Raw genomic sequence first — 18,683 nt, 5'->3', positions numbered from 1 at the left:
GTAGAAGAAAATGAAAAAAGATATTGCGTTCTTTGCAAAATAATTATATGATAAGAACTGTGAAGTTTATATGGATATCTAAAGGAGGAACAACCTTTGCTGGAAATTAAGACAAATGACGCTGAGTCTGCCGCTAAAATCATTGTTGTTGGTGTTGGCGGTGCGGGCAATAATGCTGTTAATAGAATGATCGATGAAAAAATCGATGGTGTTGATTTTGTAGGAGTTAATACGGACAAGCAGGCGCTTCAGCTTTGCAAGGCGCCCAAGCTGCTTCAGATCGGAGAAAAGCTGACCAAGGGACTGGGAGCCGGCGCCAAGCCGGAAATCGGTGCGAAGGCGGCGGAAGAGAGTACGGATGAGATCACCAATGCACTGACGGGTTCGGATATGGTATTTGTCACGTGCGGAATGGGAGGCGGTACCGGAACGGGCGCGGCGCCTGTTATCGCGGGAATTGCCAAGAAAATGGGAATCCTTACCGTAGGTGTTGTTACCAAGCCTTTCCGTTTTGAGGCAAGAACACGTATGACGAATGCTTTGAATGGTATCGAGCGTCTGAAGGACAGTGTTGATACCCTGATTGTTATCCCCAATGACAAGCTCCTTGAGATCGTGGACAGAAGGACAACCATGCCGGAAGCGCTTAAGAAGGCGGATGAAGTCCTTCAGCAGGCCGTACAGGGAATTACGGATCTGATCAATGTACCGGCTGTCATCAATCTTGACTTCGCCGATGTACAGACCGTTATGAAAGAAAAAGGAATTGCCCATATCGGTATCGGTCACGGCAAGGGTGATGATAAGGCGAGCGAAGCAGTCAAGATGGCTGTGGAAAGCCCGCTGCTTGAAACAACTATCGCAGGAGCCACCGATGTTATCATCAATGTCAGCGGTGACATTTCCATGTATGATGCGGATGACGCGGCAAGCTACGTACAGCAGCTTACCGGAGATGACGTTAATATCATTTTTGGTGCCATGTATGATGATTCCACACCGGATACCTGCCAGATTACCGTTATTGCCACCGGACTGGATGACAAGCCCCAGCAGTCGCAGAATAAATTCGGCTCCCAGTTCAGCGTGAAGCCCCAGCAGTCGCCTGTGAAGCCTGTGCAGCCCGGAATGGGAACAAGGCCTTACACCCCGGTTTCCCCTGCTCCTGCAGCCGGAACCAAGCCGGTTGCCCCCGCTCCCAACTATACAGGAATACATAAGCCCGGCAATCTGAGAAGCAACGTGGAAGAGAAGTCCCTTAAGATTCCTGATTTCCTTCAGAAAAAATAATTCCATATAAACGTTAAAGGACAGAAATGTTCTTCCGATGCATAAAGCAGCCGGATCCGAATTTACGGATCCGGCTTTTTTTGTGCCCTGAGTGAAGCAATTCTCTGAATGAACCGCCGCTGGGCGGTTCTATTTTGTCGAAAATTATAGACGGATACAGAAGACAATATGTGTCATTCCGACAAAAAATGCAGGGAACGGCCGCTATAATTAACCCATGTAAGCAGTCCTATTACATACAGGAGGTGAGAGGTGAGATACGTCGTATATATAGACCGCCTGTTTCTGCTTCAGTTTGTACAAAGCTGCATACTCTTGCTGCTGACAAGGGCTTTTCTGCACAGCGCGGCAGCGCTGAAACGGATTGTTTTGGCATCGGCTGCCGGAGCTCTGCTTTTTTGTATGATCCTGCTGCTGCCTGATGCAGGCAGAAGGATGAAGATTCTGCTGTTCGCATGCAGCAGCCTGGTGACGCTGGGAATGGCCTTCCGGATCAGAACTCTGCAGCATTTCTGCAAAGCTGTGATTCTGTATCATGGGGCGGCATTTCTTCTGGCAGGAGCCCTCAATGCCCTTTACGGAGCTTTTGGAAGAGCCCCTTTTATGGATACCATACAGGCATCGGCCTGTGCGGCGGCAATAGGAGTCACTGTACTGTGCGTCCTGAGATGGGAAAAGATAAAGAGGGAAGAGATAGTGATAACCGTAATCCTGGAAGAAGGAAGCGTGCAGGTGACGCTGAAAGCCCTGATAGACAGCGGCAACAGCCTGTATGATCCCATAAGCGGGAAACCGGTATGCGTTGTGGAAAGAGAAGCGCTGGAAGGGAAAATCCCATTGGATATTCCCGAGAAGTTCAGGCTCATTCCCTATCACTCCATCGGAAAAAAGCATGGCATGATGCAGGCGGTGGAAATTGAGAAACTTAAGGTAAAGAAAGATGGACAGGAGTTGATTGTCGAGAAAGCGCTTCTTGGACTGTACGAAAATAAGGTCACAGCACATGGCGGTTACCAGATGATCCTGCATCCTGCATTATTTGAAAATCGGAGGAACGGACATGATATTAAAAGTCGCAATACCAGGAAAAATGCAGTTTAAGATGATTCGCAGGGAACCCAGTTTCCTTTTGTCAGGGCAGGGGGATATCCATTATATCGGAGGAGCAGAGGTATTGCCACCGCCGCTGGAATCGGAAAAAGAAAATGAAATCATAAGCGACCTTGGGACGGAATATGAAGATGAGGCAAAGAATATTCTGATTGAACATAATCTCAGACTGGTCGTTTACATAGCAAAAAAATTCGACAATACAGGCGTGGGTGTGGAGGATTTGATTTCCATAGGTACGATAGGCCTCATAAAATCCATCAACACCTTCAAACCGGACAAAAATATCAAACTGGCCACCTATGCCTCACGCTGTATTGAAAATGAAATTCTGATGTATCTTCGCCGCAACAACAAAACCCGTCTCGAAGTCTCCATTGACGAGCCTCTGAATGTGGACTGGGACGGAAATGAACTGCTTCTTTCCGATATCCTGGGAACGGACGAGGACGTCATTTACCGGGATATTGAAAACGAAGTGGAACGAAAGCTCCTTTTAAAAGCCATTAACAAACTGACAGACCGGGAAAAGACCATTATTAACTTAAGATTTGGTCTCAACACCCCGGACGGACAGGAAATGACACAAAAGGAAGTGGCTACGCTTCTGGGGATTTCCCAGTCCTATATTTCCAGGCTGGAGAAAAAGATTATGAAGCGTCTGAAACGGGAAATGGTCAAAGAATAAAGTTTCCAGATTTTGTATTTTTACTTTGGTATATTTGGGTGAAATTGTGAGAATTCTCTTTAGTAGAAAATGAGAGCAGGAGGATTCGGCAATGGCACTGAACAAGGTGGAAATCTGCGGGGTAAATACTTCAAAACTTACGGTGCTTACTAATGAAGAAAAAACGCAGCTTTTTGAGCGGATAAAAGAAGGGGACGAAGAAGCCAGGCAGAAATATATAAAAGGCAATCTGCGTCTGGTGCTCAGCGTAATCAAACGTTTTTCCAATAGTAATGAAAATGTGGATGACCTGTTTCAGATAGGCTGCATCGGCCTGATCAAAGCGATCGACAATTTCGATTCCACGCTGAATGTAAAATTCAGCACTTATGCGGTTCCTATGATCATCGGGGAAATCAGGAGATTTCTGCGGGACAATAACGCCATCCGTGTAAGCAGATCACTGAAGGATACGGCCTACAAGGCTATCTATGCAAAAGAAAACCTGATGAAGCAGAACCAGAAGGAGCCAACCATTGCCGAGGTGGCCACGGAAATAGGAATTTCCAAGGAAGATGTGGTTTATGCCCTGGATGCAATTCAGAATCCCATGAGTCTGTATGAGCCGGTATATACGGACGGCGGGGACACACTCTATGTAATGGATCAAATCAGTGATAAGAAAAACAAGGAAGAAACCTGGGTGGAGCATCTGTCCTTAAGCGAAGCGATGAAAAAGCTGAATGAAAGGGAATTTGAAATCATATCCCTGCGCTTTTTTGAAGGGAAAACACAGATGGAAGTGGCAGAGCTCATCGGTATTTCCCAGGCACAGGTATCCAGGCTGGAGAAGAATGCACTGAAGGTGATGAAAAATTATCTGACCGCATAGGAGATGATTTGGAAAAGGCCGGGCATGGCCATAATTGAAAAGAGAATAAAACAGCAGGAAAAATCCTGTTTGAGTATAACGGCTGTATCCGGCAAAACGGGTATGGCCGTTTTCTATTCTGGTTAAAGCCCCGGGTCAGATATCAGGACAGAACCATAGGTCAGGAGGTGCCGGGACGTAATTTGCAGCAGATAAACAGTAGCAGAAGAAAATGCGGAGCATATGCTAGTAATAAAAGGGAAAACGCATCGTGCGGCAGGGAGACGGATATGCTTTTTTCAGAACTGAAATGTAAGGAAGTCATAAATTTAAGAGACTGCAGAAAGCTGGGACACGTAACCGATTTTGAATTTGACCAGTGCACCGGCTGCATCTGCAAGCTGATCGTCCCGGGCGGAGCTAAATGGAAATCATTTTTTTCCTGTGATACGGACCATGTGATCTGCTACAAAGATATTAAGCAGATAGGCCCGGATCTCATTATTGTGGATTTACCGGACTGAACATGTTTGAAAATAGTTTTCTGTGAAATATGCGCCGTGCTTCGTGAGGAAGAATCCTCACAGAACACGGCGTACAGACTGTGTGGCCGAACATTAGTTCCTAAGTTGACATAAAAACAAACCTACTTTATAATTAGTAAAGATATGGAATTATATGGAGGGCGGAAATGAATCTGTTTTCAGCTTTCCTTTGTTTGAGAGTGTGCGGGAACACAGATGGGAGCCAGTTATGAAATGTCCGTTTTGCGGTCGAGATAATACAAGAGTAATCGATTCCAGGCCTGCTGATGAAAATAATTCCATCAGACGGCGCCGTGTATGTGATGAATGCGGCAAACGTTTTACCACCTATGAAAAGATAGAGACGATTCCGTTGATTGTCATAAAAAAGGACAATAACAGGGAGACCTATGACCGGTCCAAAATAGAGGCCGGAGTTTTGCGTGCCTGCCATAAGAGGCCGGTGAGCGCCAACCAGATCACCCGCCTGGTGGACGAGGTAGAGACGGATGTATTTAATATGGAAGAAAAGGAAATCCCCAGCCAGGTTATCGGAGAACTGGTGATGGACAGGCTGAAGAGCCTGGATGCTGTGGCCTATGTCCGTTTTGCTTCGGTATACAGGGAATTCAAAGACATCAATACCTTTATGGACGAGCTGAAAAAGGTGATGAGTACGAAAAATTAAAGGGATATGCCGTCCGATCGGAAAATAGCCTTCAAAACAGAACGCGCATAGACAGCACGGTTTGTTCTGAAGGCTGTTTTTCAGTGAAATTTGATTGGAAAATGATTTTGCAGAATAATTTTTTCTTGCATTTTTGATAATTATTGTATACAATACTACGGTAAAACTAAATATAGAATAAGTACTTTTCACGCCAGGTCGGGAAAGTGCTGAGAGAGAAAGGAAAAACACATGAAGACAAAAGCTTTAAAACGGTTTCTTTTGACTTTAGTGTTCACAACACTAACTATTGCACTGAGCGCATGCTCAGGTGATAAGGCAGGTGAGAGCTCTTCTCAGATAACGATTGGCATACCTCAGGATATTGAAGACAGTCTTGACCCTCACAAAGCAGTGGCGGCAGGAACGGAAGAGGTACTGTTTAATCTGTACGAAGGACTTGTGAAACCGGACAGCAGCGGAGAGCTGCAGCCGGCGCTCGCGAGTGATTTTCAGATATCGGAAGATGCGACCACCTATACCTTTACCTTAAGGGAAGGGGTGAAATTCCATGATGGCAGTCCGGTAACGGCCGAGGACGTGAAGTATTCCATAGACAGATGCGCCGATACCACGAATGGGGACCCCCTGGTAGCGGCGTATTCCCATATTCAGAGTGTGAATATTCTGGATGAAAAGACGGTGGAAGTGGTACTGGACGGCCCGGATACGGATTTCCTGGCTTACATGACCAATGCCGTTATTCCGGCTTCCAATGAGAATCCGGACACGAATCCCATCGGCACCGGCCCTTACAAATATGTATCCCGTTCGCCCCAGGAAAATTTTGTGGTGGAAAAGTTTGATGATTATTGGGGGACCCCCGCCAATATTGAGCATGTAACCTTTAAGGTATGTGCCAATGCGGATTCTATCGTCATGGATCTGCAGGGAGGCTCCATCGATATGTTTGCCAGGGTGACACCGGCCCAGGCGGATCAGCTGGGAGACAGCTTCCAGGTGCTGGAAGGGACGATGAATCTGGTGCAGGCCTTATATCTGAATAATGAGGCTGAACCTTTTAACAATGAGCTTGTGCGTCAGGCGCTGTGCTATGCGGTGGATCCTCAGGAAATCATGGATATCGTTTCCGGAGGGAAGGGAACAGAAATTGGAAGCAGTATGTTCCCTGCTTTTGGGAAATACTATATGCCTGAACTGAACGACATGTATAAACAGGATCTGGACAAGGCGAAGGAGCTTCTGAAGGAAGCGGGATATGAGAACGGCTTTTCTTTTACCATAACCGTTCCTTCCAATTACCAGCAGCACATTGATACGGCTCAGGTTATTGTGGAGCAGCTGAAAAAAATCGGCGTGACGGCGGAAATCAATCTCATTGAATGGGACAGCTGGCTTTCCGATGTTTATGCGGGAAGAAAATACGAGGCCACGGTAGTGGGTGTAGACGCATCCAGCCTGACGCCCAGCGCCCTGCTTTCCCGTTTTGTTTCCACCGCAAGCAACAATTTTGTCAATTTCAGCAATGCGGATTATGATGCCGCCTATGCTAAAGCCCTCGGCACCATTGATGACGAAGAAAAAACAGCGGCCTTTAAGGAATGTGAAACTCTTTTGGCGGAGCATGCCGCCAATGTATATATCCAGGATCTGCCTTGTCTGGTGGCCCTGAATAAAAAATACGCAGGGTATGAATTTTACCCGCTGTATGTGCAGGATATTTCCAAGCTCTATATTGTGGAAGATTAACACAGGATTCCAGCTTCGCAGGGGAGAGTGAGTGCGACGTGAAATATATGATTAAAAAACTGATATCCATGGCGGCTACCCTTCTGGTGGTGTCCTTTCTGGTGTTTCTGGCCTTTGCGGTGATACCGGGGGACCCCGCCACTTCGAAGCTGGGCACGGAGGCAACTCCGGCAAGGGTGGAAGCGCTGCGGGAGGAAATGGGACTGAACCGCCCGCTTCCCGTGCGGTATGCGAGTTGGCTGGCAGGGATGTTCCGGGGAGATCTGGGAACATCCTACAGCTACAGCATGCCTGTAACGGATATGGTGGCGGAAAAAATTCCCGTCACTTTGACTTTGACATTGATGGCGTTTGCCATGATGGTTCTGATTTCCATACCGCTGGGGCTTTATACGGCCAAACATGAGGGCGGGACGGCAGATCATGTGGTTTCCGTACTGAACCAGATCATTATGGCGATTCCGCCTTTTTTTTCAGGTATCCTGATAACCCTTCTTTTTGGGCTCCTCCTTCATCTGTTTACGCCGGGAGGCTATGTATCCTATATGAAAAGTATAGCGGGTTTCATCGGCTACCTCTTTTTCCCTGCACTGTCAATCGCCCTTCCCAAGGCGGCCATGGCTGTGAAGCTGCTGCGCAGCTCCATTATCCAGGAAATGAGCCAGGATTATGCGAGGACGGCATACAGCAGAGGAAACAGCACGAGAGATGTGATGTATCGCCATCTTCTCAAAAACGCCATGATTCCGGTGGTGACTTTCCTGGGAATGGCGCTGACGGACATGATTGCAGGGAGCATTATTATCGAGCAGGTTTTCAATATCCCGGGGCTGGGAAGAATACTGCTCACCTCTATTTCAAACAGGGATTATCCGGTAGTGGAGGCTATTATTGTACTGCTGGCCTTTCTTGTTATTTTCATCAATTTCCTGGTGGATTTCATTTATAAGAAAATCGATCCCAGGATTCGTGTACAGTAACCGGAAAGAAGAGGCTTAGCTATGAAGAAAAAGAATCTGAATTTAATTCTTGGAAGCATCCTTACGGGCCTTGTCCTGCTGGTGGTGCTTGTGGGAATCTTTTATACACCGTATGACCCGACTGCCATGGATAATGCGAATAAGCTTTCCGGCGTCACGCTCGCCCATCCCTTCGGCTGCGATAATTTCGGCAGGGATATTCTGAGCCGGGTGATGCAGGGGAGCGGAACCACCTTGTCGGTGGCTGTGTCCACAGTGGCTATCGGTACTTTTTTCGGAGTCCTGCTGGGGGCCTTCACAGGCTATTTCGGCGGTCTGCTGGATGAAATCCTGATGCGTATCAATGATGTAGTGTTCGCCTTCCCGAGCATACTACTGGCGCTGGTATTCATCAGCCTGCTCGGCCCGGGAAAGGGAAATGTGATCATTTCCCTGGGAATTGCGTTCATTCCCAGCTTTGCCAGGATTGTGCGTTCCGAATTCATACGCTGCAAAAATATGGACTATGTGAAGCTGGCAAGACTGGCCGGGGCCGGACATCTGCGCATCATGTTCGTACACATCCTGCCTAATACGCTTAAGGTGCTTGTCCCGGCGGTGATGATCGGTTTCAACAACGCGGTTCTGGCGGAGGCGGGCATGAGCTATCTGGGAATCGGCGTGCAGCCGCCGGATGCCAGTCTGGGAAGGATGCTTTCCGAAGCGCAGACCTATATCTTCTCAGCTCCCGGTTTTGCATTGTTTCCCGGTGTATTCATCGTCCTGATGGTGCTTGGCTTCAGCCTGCTCGCGGAGGGGCTGAAAAGGGATTAAGGAACAGGGATCTGCTCCTTGGGAAAGGCTGGTAACGTTATGCTTGATGTCATAGATCTGAATCTGGAGTTCCATGACCATCTGGTCCCGGAAACAGTAGTTTATCATTTTAACCTTCATATGGAGGAAGGGGATATCATCGGTCTCGTGGGGGAATCCGGATCCGGAAAATCCATGACCGCCCTGGCTATTGCAGGGCTTCTGCGCAGACATGATATGAAAAAAACAGGACAGATTCTGTTCCGGGGAACAGATTTGCTCACCTGTCCCAGAAATCAGCTCCGCGCTTTTCAGGGAGATGATATCGGGATTGTGTTCCAGGAGCCCATGACCTCCCTGAATCCGGTGTACCGCATCGGCTGGCAGGTGGAGGAAAGCCTGCGTATCCACCGCCCGGAAATGAGCCGTGACATGCGCAGGGATAAGGCGATGGAGATGCTGAAAGCAGTGGAGCTTTCGGAGCCGGAGCGGATTTACAATTCCTATCCGCATCAGATATCAGGAGGCCAGCGGCAGCGCGTGATGATAGCCGCTGCCATGATCTGTGATCCCAGGCTTCTGATAGCGGACGAGCCGACCACGGCCCTGGATGTTACCGTGCAGCTTCAGATTGTCAAGCTGCTGTCCAGGCTCAACCGGGAAAAGAAAACGGGTATCCTCTTCATTTCCCATGATTTGAGCCTTGTAAAACGTCTCTGTGAGCGGATTGTGGTGATGAAGGACGGCGCTGTTGTGGAGGAAGGGGACTGTCAGGAAATTTTCGAAAACCCCAAAGAGCCCTATACCCGTAACCTGATAGCCGCTATTCCCAGATGCGTGAAGCCTGCGGAGGTTTGAGATGGAAGAAAAACAGACAAATTATGTTCTTATGGTAAAGGATCTGCGGGTTTCCTATGCACAGGAGGAAGGAGGCCTGTTCCATCCCAAAAAGGATCTGGATGTCCTGAAGGGAGTATCCTTTTCCATCAGGGAAGGAGAGGTCCTGGGGCTGGTGGGCGAAAGCGGCTGCGGAAAATCCACGCTTTCCAAGGCGCTGCTGGGCCTGATTCCCAAATACGAGGGAGTGATTGTCCAGAAATCCCTGCATCCCCAGATGATTTTCCAGGATCCCTACAGCTCGCTGAATCCCGTGAAAAAAGTGGGCTGGATTCTGGAAGAGCCCCTGCGGCTGAATACGGAGCTGAACAAACAGCAGCGCAGGGAAAAGGTCCTGGAAATGCTGAAAAAGGTAGGCCTGGATGAAAAACAGGCGGATCGCTACCCCAGACAGCTTTCCGGAGGCCAGCGGCAGAGAGTGTGTATCGCGGAAAGCCTGATGCTCTCCCCCAGGCTTTTGATAGCCGACGAACCGGTATCGGCGCTGGACGTGACAATCCAGGCACAGGTTATATCCCTGCTCCGCAGCATTCAGAAGGAAATGGGCCTTGCCATTCTTTTCATTTCCCATGATATGCGTGTCGTATACCAGCTGAGCCAGCGGGTCATGATCATGAAGGACGGAGAAATTGTGGAAAGCGGGGATGTGGATGATGTATATTTCCACCCGGAGCATCCCTATACAAAAAGGCTGCTGGAGGCCGCGGGTATCGAATCCCCCGGAGAAGAGCCTGCCCGGCCCGTTTCCTGATTCGTCTGCAACAGTACTTATTTGAGAGAGGTATGAAATACATGTTTGAGAAGTTTTATCCGGACAGTTACGTGGAAAGCGCTTATGTAATAGATTATGAGGGGCTGTATAAAAAGGGGTACAGGGGGATTATTTTTGATATTGACAATACCCTCGTGCCTCACGGCGCTCCTGCAGATGAGAGGAGTATTGCCCTTTTCCGGCGGCTGAAGGCCATTGGCTATGAATGCCTTCTGCTGTCCAATAATAAGGAACCCCGGGTAAAAATGTTCAATGACGCCGTGCATGTACATTATATTTTCAAGGCAGGCAAGCCCGGTGTGAAAAATTACGAAAAAGCCATGGATATCATGGGTACGGATGATGTCAATACCTTTTTTGTCGGCGACCAGCTGTTCACTGATGTCTGGGGAGCCAGAAATGCCGGGCTGTACAGCTTCCTGGTGAAGCCCATTAACCCGAAGGAAGAGATCCAGATAGTACTGAAACGGTACCTGGAGAAAATAGTTCTCCATTTTTATAAGAAGAAACTGGCCGCAGAGGGAGGAAAATAATATGATTGACGGTAAAACCAAAACCTGTGCATTGCTGGGAAATCCGGTGGAACACACACTCTCCCCCATCATCCACAACACCCTGGCACAGCGCTGCCAAATCAACATGGTTTATGTCCCTTTCCTGGTAGAGGGCAGCCAGCTGCGCCAGGCAGTCGAAGGCGCCCGGGCGCTGAATATGCTCGGCCTGAATGTCACGGTGCCCCATAAGAGTGCGGTATGCCCCTTCCTTTCAGAAATCGATAAGGAAGCATCCTATATCGGAGCCGTGAATACACTGGTCAGTACACCGGAAGGCTTCAAGGGCTATAACACCGATTTAACCGGACTCCACCGGGCCCTTTTATCGGAAGGGATCCAACTGTCCGGAGAAGAAATAATCCTGCTGGGAGCAGGCGGCGCAGCGCGTGCCGCGGCCTTTCTCTGCGCCCTGCGCGGAGCCAGCCAGGTATACCTTCTCAACCGCAGCCTGGAAAAGGCAGAAGCAGTAGCCCGGGAGGTAAACCAAAAAGTGGAACGAGACTGCATACGAGCCATGGATCTGAACAGCTGGAAGCAGCTCCCCGCCAAAAAGTACCTGGTAATCCAGGGAACCTCCGTAGGCCTTGCTCCCCACACCGAAGAAGCGGTAATAGAAGACAAAGCGTTCTACGAACTGGTACATACAGGCTATGACCTGGTATATCGCCCCGTGGAAACAAAGTTTATGAGGCTGGTCAATGAAGCCGGAGGAAAAGCCTTCAACGGCCTGAAGATGCTCCTCTACCAGGGAGTAGAAGCCTTTGAACTATGGAACAACACCAAAGTACGGGAAGAAGACGCGTATTTTTGCTATGAACAGATGAAAAAGGAACTGGAAGAACATGAGGGACAGAAATAACAACATCATCCTGACAGGATTTATGGGAAGCGGCAAAACCACAGCAGGCATCCGCCTCTCCTACCGCCTGCGCCTGCCGCTCCTGGATACCGATAAATGGATTGAAAAAGAAGAAGGCAGAACCATCTCCGAAATCTTTGCCCTCCAGGGAGAAGAGACCTTCAGAAAAATGGAAACATCCGCTCTGAGAACCCTTCTCGAATTGGAAGGAGAACAGATCATCTCCACCGGAGGCGGACTTCCCATGCGGGAAGAAAACAGAGAACTGCTGAAAAAACTGGGAACAGTAGTATTCCTTCGCATAAAACCCGAAACCGTATACGAAAGACTCAAAGGAGACAACACACGCCCCCTTCTGAAAAAAGCGGACCCCATGAAAGAAATCCGCCGCCTCCTGGAACTCAGAAACCCCGTTTACCAGGAATGTGCCGACATCACCGTCGATGTGGACGGAAAAGATTTCGAAGAAATCATCAGCGAAATCATAGACCGAACCGGAAAAAACAAGGAGACAGACCATGAAAATACTAGTCATTAACGGCCCCAACTTAAACTTTTTAGGAATCCGCGAAAAAAACATCTACGGAACCCAGGACTACAACTACCTCTTGAAGCTGCTCCAGGAAAAAGGCGAACAAACCGACACCCAGATAACCGTATTCCAAAGCAACCACGAAGGCGCCATCATCGACCGCCTCCAGGAAGCCTACTTTGACGGCACCCAGGGAATCGTAATCAACCCCGGAGCCTACACCCACTACAGCTACGCCATCCGCGACGCCCTCTCCAGCATAACCGTCCCCAAAGTAGAAATCCACATATCCGACATTACCAACCGCGAAGAATTCCGCAAAACCTCCGTCACCGCCCCCGCCTGCCACAAACAAATCTACGGCCAGGGCCTCGACGGCTACCTCCAAGCCATAGATTATATCCTCTCTACTTAAAAAAATCCCAATTCCGTCCTTATTTCCCTCATGCACTTTTTGGCCTGCCAAGACTGCGTTTTTCCCCGGCCCGAAAGCCCCCTGGATGCGCGGCGGTCCCGGCCATGCAGAGATTCCTGTAAGGGGCGTCATAAACTCGCCGGTCCTTAGGCTGTGTCCTTTACAGCCTTAGTACCGCTGCGTGTTTATCCGAGCGAAAGCGTCCCCTGCAAGGAACTCTGCATGGCCGGGACCGCCGCGCATCCAGGGGGCCTTCGGGCCGGGGAAAAACGCAGTCCCTCCCGGTGAAAACACTTCTTGACAGCAGCTAAACACGGAATTTGCCCAGTATGTTATTCAAAAAAGCAAATTCTGTAAAAAAAGAGTTGAAAAAAGAGAAATTTTATTATAAACTAGTAAGGAATTAAACGCGAAAATTTAGGAGGAAGATTTTTTATGATTTCTGCAGGTGATTTCAGAAATGGTATTACGATTGAAGTAGATAGCAATATTTTTCAGATAATTGAATTTCAGCATGTGAAACCCGGTAAAGGCGCTGCTTTTGTCAGAACCAAGCTGAAGAATATTATTAACGGAGGCGTTGTCGAGAAAACCTTCCGTCCTACTGAAAAATTCCCGCAGGCACGTATTGATAGAAAAGATATGCAGTATTTATATTCCGACGGTGATTTATTTACTTTTATGGATATGGAAACCTATGATCAGGTGGCTTTGAATGCCGAGACTGTTGGTGATACCTTAAAGTTCGTAAAGGAAAATGAGATCTGCAAGGTATGCTCTCATAACGGCAGTGTTTTTGCTGTGGAGCCTCCGCTGTTTGTAGAACTGGAGATTACCGATACAGAGCCCGGGTTCAAGGGAGATACCGCTACAGGTGCATCCAAACCCGCTACTGTTGAAACCGGAGCTGTTGTATATGTGCCTCTGTTTGTGAACCAGGGTGACAAGATTAAGATCGACACCAGGACTGGCGATTACCTTTCCAGAGCATAATACAGACAGGCATCATTCTATTATTAGCCTATAAGACAATGAGATTTCTGCGTGGCAGAGCTTTCATTGTCTTTTTTTTGACAATTCGAAGAGAAAGCGAAGAGGGAAGACTGCTGCCATATTTCAAAAAAGAGAGGAAATGGAATGGAATTCGAAAAGTTTCTGGAAAAAGTGAAAAACGCCGTACAGGCTTATTTTGGTGAAAATCTCCGCCTGACGGTGAGCAATGTGCTCAAAAATAACGGAGTGACTTTAAGCGGTCTGATTTTTATGTGCGAGGACAGCGAAGTGGCCTCCACCATTTATCTGAACGGTTTTTATGAGGAATACAGCCAGGGACAGCCCTTTGGCGAAATAGTCCGCCGGATATGCGCCGTATATGAAGAAAATAAGCCGGATCAGGATCTGAATATGGACTTTTTTAATGATTACGCCAAAGTGAGGCCCAAACTGGCCTGCAGGCTGATTCATTATGAGAAAAACAGGCAGCTTCTGGAAAAGCTTCCCCACCGCAGATTTCTTGATATGGCTGTTGTATACTGCTGTATCATGATGAGCGACCGCATAGGCTGTGCCTGCGTCCTGATCAACGACAGCCATATGGAATTATGGCAGGTTTCGGAGGAACAGCTCTATCAGGATACCATAGATAATATGCCCCGTGTGCTGCCTGTGGAATTCTCCTCTATGGATGATTTTATGTTCGATGTCATCCGGAAAGCGATACAGGATAAAATGGAGGAAACCCCGGAGGAAGACAGTGACGGCTGCCAGGCCATGCTTGATGAGGTTGCGGAAATTCTTGTCGGATGGCCGAAGAAGGAAAACCCGGAGAGAAAGATGTATATTCTGACAAATAAACAGCGTTTTTACGGCGCGGCGTCGATTCTGTATCCGGGAGTGCTGAAAAAATATGCAGACAGCCTTGGCTGTGATTTCTTTATTTTTCCAAGCTCCGTACATGAAGTGATTCTTTTGACCGATACAGGAATAGAGGATAGAGAACATCTGTACGACATGGTTCATGAGGTGAACTGTCAGAACGTGCCGCAGGAGGAGCTTTTATCAGATAGTGTCTATTATTTCAGCCGTGAAAGCGGCCGGATAACAATTCTTTGAAATTCTGTCTAATTCTTAAAATGATCTAAAAAATCTATTTTTCCAAAATGTGGTCTGGACATCCGGGGAAAGTTATGCTAATATATGTCAGAGTGATGCATGTAACAAGTTTGTAATAATTAATCAATGCGTCATCATATAGCTTATGCACCCGTAGTCTAATGGATAGAACGGAGGCCTCCGACGCCTTTAATGCAGGTTCGATTCCTGTCGGGTGCATTTGTGTCACTCTGGCATATGTTTCCTCCGGAAAGATATGCCAAACTTTTGACGGATGTAAATTTACGGCTATAGTATTAAGAATGAAGGTGTGATATTGAGCGAAGAACTTAAAGATAAGAAGGACGGATCCAATCCGGAGGGATCCCCTAATGAATTTGTGGAGCTGTTAAAGAAGAATAAGAAATCGCTGGCAGTTATCGTGGTAATTGCTGTTGTGCTTTTGGGAATCGGCATTTTGCTCGGCTCCCTGATAGGAAGCAGGTCAGGTAAAAATAACAACCTGCAGGCAGGAGCCCAGTCTTCGGAGCCTGCGGAAACACAGACAGAGACCGCGGTGCCCGATGTGCCGCTGGAAGAAAATGCAGATCCGGAAGTGAATGCCCTGATGGAAAAATATTATCAGGCGGCAGCCACAGGGGATATCGAAACCATTAATTCCCTGAAGGATTATTCAGACCAGGCCGAACTGCTCCGCATTCAGGAAAAGAGCAAGTACCTGGAAAGCTATGATGATATTAACTGCTATACCAAACCGGGGCCGGAAGCGGATTCCTATGTGGTTTATGTTACTTATTACGCCAAGTTCCATGATATAGAGCAGAAGGTTACCGGTCTTAATACTTATATCGTATGCAAGAAGGATGACGGAAACTATTATATTCATGACTGTTCCGAGGATGAATCCATGAAGGAATACCGGACGAACGTCACCAAACAGGATGATGTTGTGGATCTGTTCAACCGGGTTCAGGTAGAATATAACGAGGCCGTCACGGAAAATGAAGAGCTGGCCGCATTCCTTACCGAATTATCGGAGAATCTGAAAACCGCAGTGGGAGATGCCCTGGCGGAAGCGGAAACAGCGGCACAGGAAACTGAGGAAGAGAGCAATACGGAAGAACCTGTCAGCGCAGGAGAAGAACAGGCGGCAGGACGGGTGAAGGCCACGGATGTGGTGAATATCCGCAAATCAGACAGCGAGACGGCGGACAGCCTCGGCAAGGCCCAGGTCGGAGAAGAATTTGCACTCCTGGAGAACCGGGCGAACGGCTGGTCCAAAATTGAATATGACGGACAGGAAGCTTTTATTAAATCTGAATTTTTAGAGGCAGTGAATGATGCCCCTGCTGATGATGAACAGGGCGGAGACGATCAGGCTGCTGATAATGCCGGGGAACCGGAAAATACGGACAACGGCAATGATACAAATACGGATTCCAATCATGCTGCGCCGGGCGCCGGTGACGGAGCGGCTTCTGTAGAAGTGCCGAGCAGCGGAACCTACCGTCTCACCACTACCGTGAATATCCGGAAATCAGCCAGTGAAACAGCCGACAGGCTTGGTGTGGGTTATTACGGGGATGAAGTGGAAATCCTGATGAAACAGGCCGACGGCTGGACAAAGGTAAAATTTAAGGGTGAAACCGGTTATATTAAGACCGATATATTGAAATAATGACAGAAAAGCATTGTGAGAATCTGTTTACAGCTTTTGGAATAAGGAATTCATGTACCGGGAATACTTTGTATTATCAAAGTATTCCCGGTTTTTTTATACTTTATTTTACCGGCAGGATGAAGGGAGGCAGAAAGATGCGCGGCGATGATGCGGCGATATACAGAGAAATTCAGAAAAATGCGGAGATGGGAATTAAGGCAATAGAGACCTTGACTCCGAAGCTGTCCGATGATGCCTTTGCCCTGCAGCTGAGCAGGCAGGAGCTGAAGTATTCGGAGCTCAGGGATAAGGCGAGACAGGAGATGCTGGAAGGAAGAGGGGAAACCTATCAGGCAAACGGGGTATCGGATCTGATGCTGAAAGGCAGCATACAGGCCAATACACTTCTCAATACCAGTACAAGTCATATAGCGGAGATTATGATAAAGGAAGAAAACAGAGGTTTGACAAGCATGTGGAAGGCCCTGAACCATTTTGGGAATGCGGGAAATGCGAGTACGGAACTGGCCCGGGAACTCATGGATTTTGAGGAAGAGAGCATTGAAAAACTGAAAAAGTATTTATAATCTGGTGTTTTTCAGCAAATTTCGTCAAGTTAACGTAATAAAGTACTTGCGTGCAGGCTTTATCCATTATATAATAATAGCCGGACAACGGCGTCTGAAAAACTCAGGTCAGAAGTCTGCCCTGGGTTTTTTCAGGTTAAAACAATTAAGGAGGAATTACATATGTCATATGTAGATGAGGTCATTGCGCAGGTAGTTGAGAAGAACCCGGCTCAGCCGGAATTCCATCAGGCTGTTAAGGAAGTTCTGGAATCCCTCAGAGTGGTAGTGGAAGCCAACGAGGAAGCTTACAGAAAAGATGCGTTATTGGAAAGACTGGTTAATCCGGAAAGACAGATTATGTTCCGTGTTCCCTGGGTTGATGATAAGGGACAGGTACATGTAAATACAGGTTTCCGTGTTCAGTTCAACAGTGCTATCGGCCCTTATAAGGGAGGCCTCCGTCTGCATCCTTCTGTTAACCTGGGCATTATTAAATTCCTTGGATTTGAACAGGTATTTAAAAATTCTCTTACCGGACTTCCTATCGGCGGCGGTAAAGGCGGTTCCGATTTTGACCCGAAGGGGAAATCTGACAGAGAGATCATGGCATTCTGCCAGAGCTTTATGACAGAGCTTTACAGACATATCGGAGCGGATACCGATGTTCCTGCCGGGGATATTGGAACCGGAGCAAGAGAAATCGGATATATGTATGGCCAGTATAAGAGAATCCGCAACGTATACGAAGGCGTTCTTACCGGAAAGGGCCTGACCTACGGCGGATCCCTGGCGAGAACGGAAGCAACGGGCTACGGTTTGTTATACATGACAAAAGAAATGCTTAAATGCAACGGCATTGATATCGCAGGCAAGACCATCGCAGTTTCCGGTTCCGGAAATGTGGCAATTTATGCTATCCAGAAGGCTCAGGAGATGGGCGCAAAGGTAGTAACCTGTTCTGATTCCACAGGCTGGGTATATGATCCGGAAGGAATTGATCTTGCGGCGCTGAAAGAAATCAAGGAAGTAAAACGCGGAAGAGTATCCGATTATCTGAACTACAGACCCAATGCGGAATATCATTCCGGCAAAGGCGTATGGAGCGTTAAGGTGGATATCGCCCTTCCCTGCGCGACCCAGAATGAGCTTGCCCTTTCCGATGCGGAAGGCCTTGTTGCAAACGGGGTAAAGGCAGTATGTGAAGGCGCTAATATGCCCACCACTCTGGAAGCTACCGAGTATCTTCAGAAGAACGGTGTCCTGTTCGTTCCCGGAAAAGCTGCAAATGCCGGCGGTGTTGCCACCTCCGCGCTGGAAATGAGCCAGAACAGCGAACGTCTCAGCTGGAGCTTCGAAGAAGTGGACAGCAAGCTGCAGGGCATCATGATCAATATTTTCCATAATCTTGATGATGCAGCAAAACGTTATGGTATGGAAGGCAATTATGTGGCAGGCGCCAATATTGCAGGATTTGAAAAGGTTGCGACCGCTATGACCGCACAGGGAATCGTATAGTTTGATATTTTGTAGGTTTGTCAAACATTTGTTACAGAGAGAGCAGATAATTGTCCAATACCTGTTGAGGACTTTTCCATCCTAAGGGCCGCATAGGAAAGTGGTTGTAGTCCCTGCGATTGTACAC

20 protein-coding genes and 1 tRNA gene are annotated in these 18,683 nt (G+C 48.0%); all 21 read left to right on the top strand.

Annotated features, from left to right (window positions below; genetic code table 11):
- The first annotated feature begins 96 nt into the window (after positions 1-96).
- The 21 genes from ftsZ (at position 97) to gdhA (ending at position 18,556) form a co-directional block, all read left to right on the top strand.
- Complete coding sequence (gene ftsZ, locus BLA28_RS17740; protein WP_044971072.1) at positions 97-1,290, top strand: cell division protein FtsZ; 1,194 nt, start codon at positions 97-99, stop codon at positions 1,288-1,290.
- Positions 1,291-1,542: 252 nt separating this feature from the next.
- Positions 1,543-2,391 (top strand): sigma-E processing peptidase SpoIIGA, encoded by an 849-nt coding sequence (locus BLA28_RS17735; protein ID WP_069158354.1) that lies wholly within the window; start codon positions 1,543-1,545, stop codon positions 2,389-2,391.
- A complete protein-coding gene (gene sigE / locus BLA28_RS17730) occupies positions 2,351-3,088 on the top strand; it encodes an RNA polymerase sporulation sigma factor SigE (RefSeq protein ID WP_009252084.1) in 738 nt (245 codons plus the stop codon). The genes BLA28_RS17735 and sigE overlap by 41 nt, the downstream gene beginning before the upstream one ends.
- Positions 3,089-3,179: 91 nt before the next feature.
- A complete protein-coding gene (gene sigG / locus BLA28_RS17725; protein WP_009252085.1) occupies positions 3,180-3,959 on the top strand; it encodes an RNA polymerase sporulation sigma factor SigG in 780 nt (259 codons plus the stop codon).
- Positions 3,960-4,228: 269 nt separating this feature from the next.
- Positions 4,229-4,462, top strand: a complete 234-nt coding sequence (locus BLA28_RS17720) for a YlmC/YmxH family sporulation protein (protein WP_009252086.1) — start codon at positions 4,229-4,231, stop codon at positions 4,460-4,462.
- Positions 4,463-4,691: 229 nt separating this feature from the next.
- Complete coding sequence (gene nrdR / locus BLA28_RS17715; RefSeq protein WP_025484423.1) at positions 4,692-5,150, top strand: transcriptional regulator NrdR; 459 nt, start codon at positions 4,692-4,694, stop codon at positions 5,148-5,150.
- Between the two features lie 231 nt (positions 5,151-5,381).
- Positions 5,382-6,899: an ABC transporter substrate-binding protein gene (locus tag BLA28_RS17710; RefSeq protein WP_069158353.1), complete on the top strand. Its 1,518-nt coding sequence runs from the start codon at positions 5,382-5,384 to the stop codon at positions 6,897-6,899.
- 38 nt (positions 6,900-6,937) lie between these two features.
- Complete coding sequence (locus BLA28_RS17705; protein ID WP_069158352.1) at positions 6,938-7,879, top strand: ABC transporter permease; 942 nt, start codon at positions 6,938-6,940, stop codon at positions 7,877-7,879.
- 21 nt (positions 7,880-7,900) lie between these two features.
- Positions 7,901-8,692, top strand: a complete 792-nt coding sequence (locus BLA28_RS17700) for an ABC transporter permease (protein WP_009252090.1) — start codon at positions 7,901-7,903, stop codon at positions 8,690-8,692.
- 39 nt (positions 8,693-8,731) lie between these two features.
- Positions 8,732-9,529, top strand: a complete 798-nt coding sequence (locus BLA28_RS17695) for an ATP-binding cassette domain-containing protein (RefSeq protein ID WP_069158351.1) — start codon at positions 8,732-8,734, stop codon at positions 9,527-9,529.
- Between the two features lies 1 nt (position 9,530).
- Positions 9,531-10,319: an ABC transporter ATP-binding protein gene (locus BLA28_RS17690; RefSeq protein WP_016359792.1), complete on the top strand. Its 789-nt coding sequence runs from the start codon at positions 9,531-9,533 to the stop codon at positions 10,317-10,319.
- Positions 10,320-10,360: 41 nt separating this feature from the next.
- Positions 10,361-10,873: a YqeG family HAD IIIA-type phosphatase gene (locus BLA28_RS17685; protein WP_069158350.1), complete on the top strand. Its 513-nt coding sequence runs from the start codon at positions 10,361-10,363 to the stop codon at positions 10,871-10,873.
- Between the two features lies 1 nt (position 10,874).
- The gene (gene aroE / locus BLA28_RS34260; RefSeq protein ID WP_069158349.1) at positions 10,875-11,753 is read left to right on the top strand and encodes a shikimate dehydrogenase; all 879 of its coding nucleotides are present in this window, start codon (positions 10,875-10,877) and stop codon (positions 11,751-11,753) included.
- Positions 11,737-12,291, top strand: coding sequence for a shikimate kinase (locus BLA28_RS34255; RefSeq protein ID WP_069158348.1), 555 nt, complete (start codon positions 11,737-11,739; stop codon positions 12,289-12,291). The genes aroE and BLA28_RS34255 overlap by 17 nt, the downstream gene beginning before the upstream one ends.
- On the top strand, positions 12,272-12,700 hold the full coding sequence (aroQ, locus tag BLA28_RS17670) for a type II 3-dehydroquinate dehydratase (protein ID WP_009252097.1): 429 nt from the start codon (positions 12,272-12,274) through the stop codon (positions 12,698-12,700). The genes BLA28_RS34255 and aroQ overlap by 20 nt, the downstream gene beginning before the upstream one ends.
- 435 nt (positions 12,701-13,135) lie before the next feature.
- Positions 13,136-13,693, top strand: coding sequence for an elongation factor P (gene efp, locus BLA28_RS17665; RefSeq protein ID WP_009252098.1), 558 nt, complete (start codon positions 13,136-13,138; stop codon positions 13,691-13,693).
- Positions 13,694-13,837: 144 nt separating this feature from the next.
- Positions 13,838-14,812, top strand: a complete 975-nt coding sequence (locus tag BLA28_RS17660; protein WP_069158346.1) for a DUF5688 family protein — start codon at positions 13,838-13,840, stop codon at positions 14,810-14,812.
- 147 nt (positions 14,813-14,959) lie between these two features.
- Positions 14,960-15,031: transfer RNA gene (locus BLA28_RS17655), tRNA-Arg, on the top strand.
- Between the two features lie 97 nt (positions 15,032-15,128).
- Positions 15,129-16,490 carry an SH3 domain-containing protein gene (locus tag BLA28_RS17650; protein ID WP_071699269.1) on the top strand — a complete coding sequence of 454 codons (1,362 nt, stop codon included), beginning with the start codon at positions 15,129-15,131 and terminating at the stop codon, positions 16,488-16,490.
- A 137-nt stretch (positions 16,491-16,627) separates the two neighbouring features.
- Positions 16,628-17,059, top strand: a complete 432-nt coding sequence (locus BLA28_RS17645; RefSeq protein WP_009252101.1) for a hypothetical protein — start codon at positions 16,628-16,630, stop codon at positions 17,057-17,059.
- Between the two features lie 162 nt (positions 17,060-17,221).
- A complete protein-coding gene (gene gdhA / locus BLA28_RS17640; RefSeq protein ID WP_044973321.1) occupies positions 17,222-18,556 on the top strand; it encodes an NADP-specific glutamate dehydrogenase in 1,335 nt (444 codons plus the stop codon).
- Positions 18,557-18,683: the final 127 nt, after the last annotated feature.

The sequence above is a fragment of the Eisenbergiella tayi genome, from assembly GCF_001881565.1.
Taxonomy (GTDB): Bacteria; Bacillota; Clostridia; order Lachnospirales; family Lachnospiraceae; genus Eisenbergiella; species Eisenbergiella tayi.
This window is presented reverse-complemented; position numbering and strand designations above follow the sequence as displayed.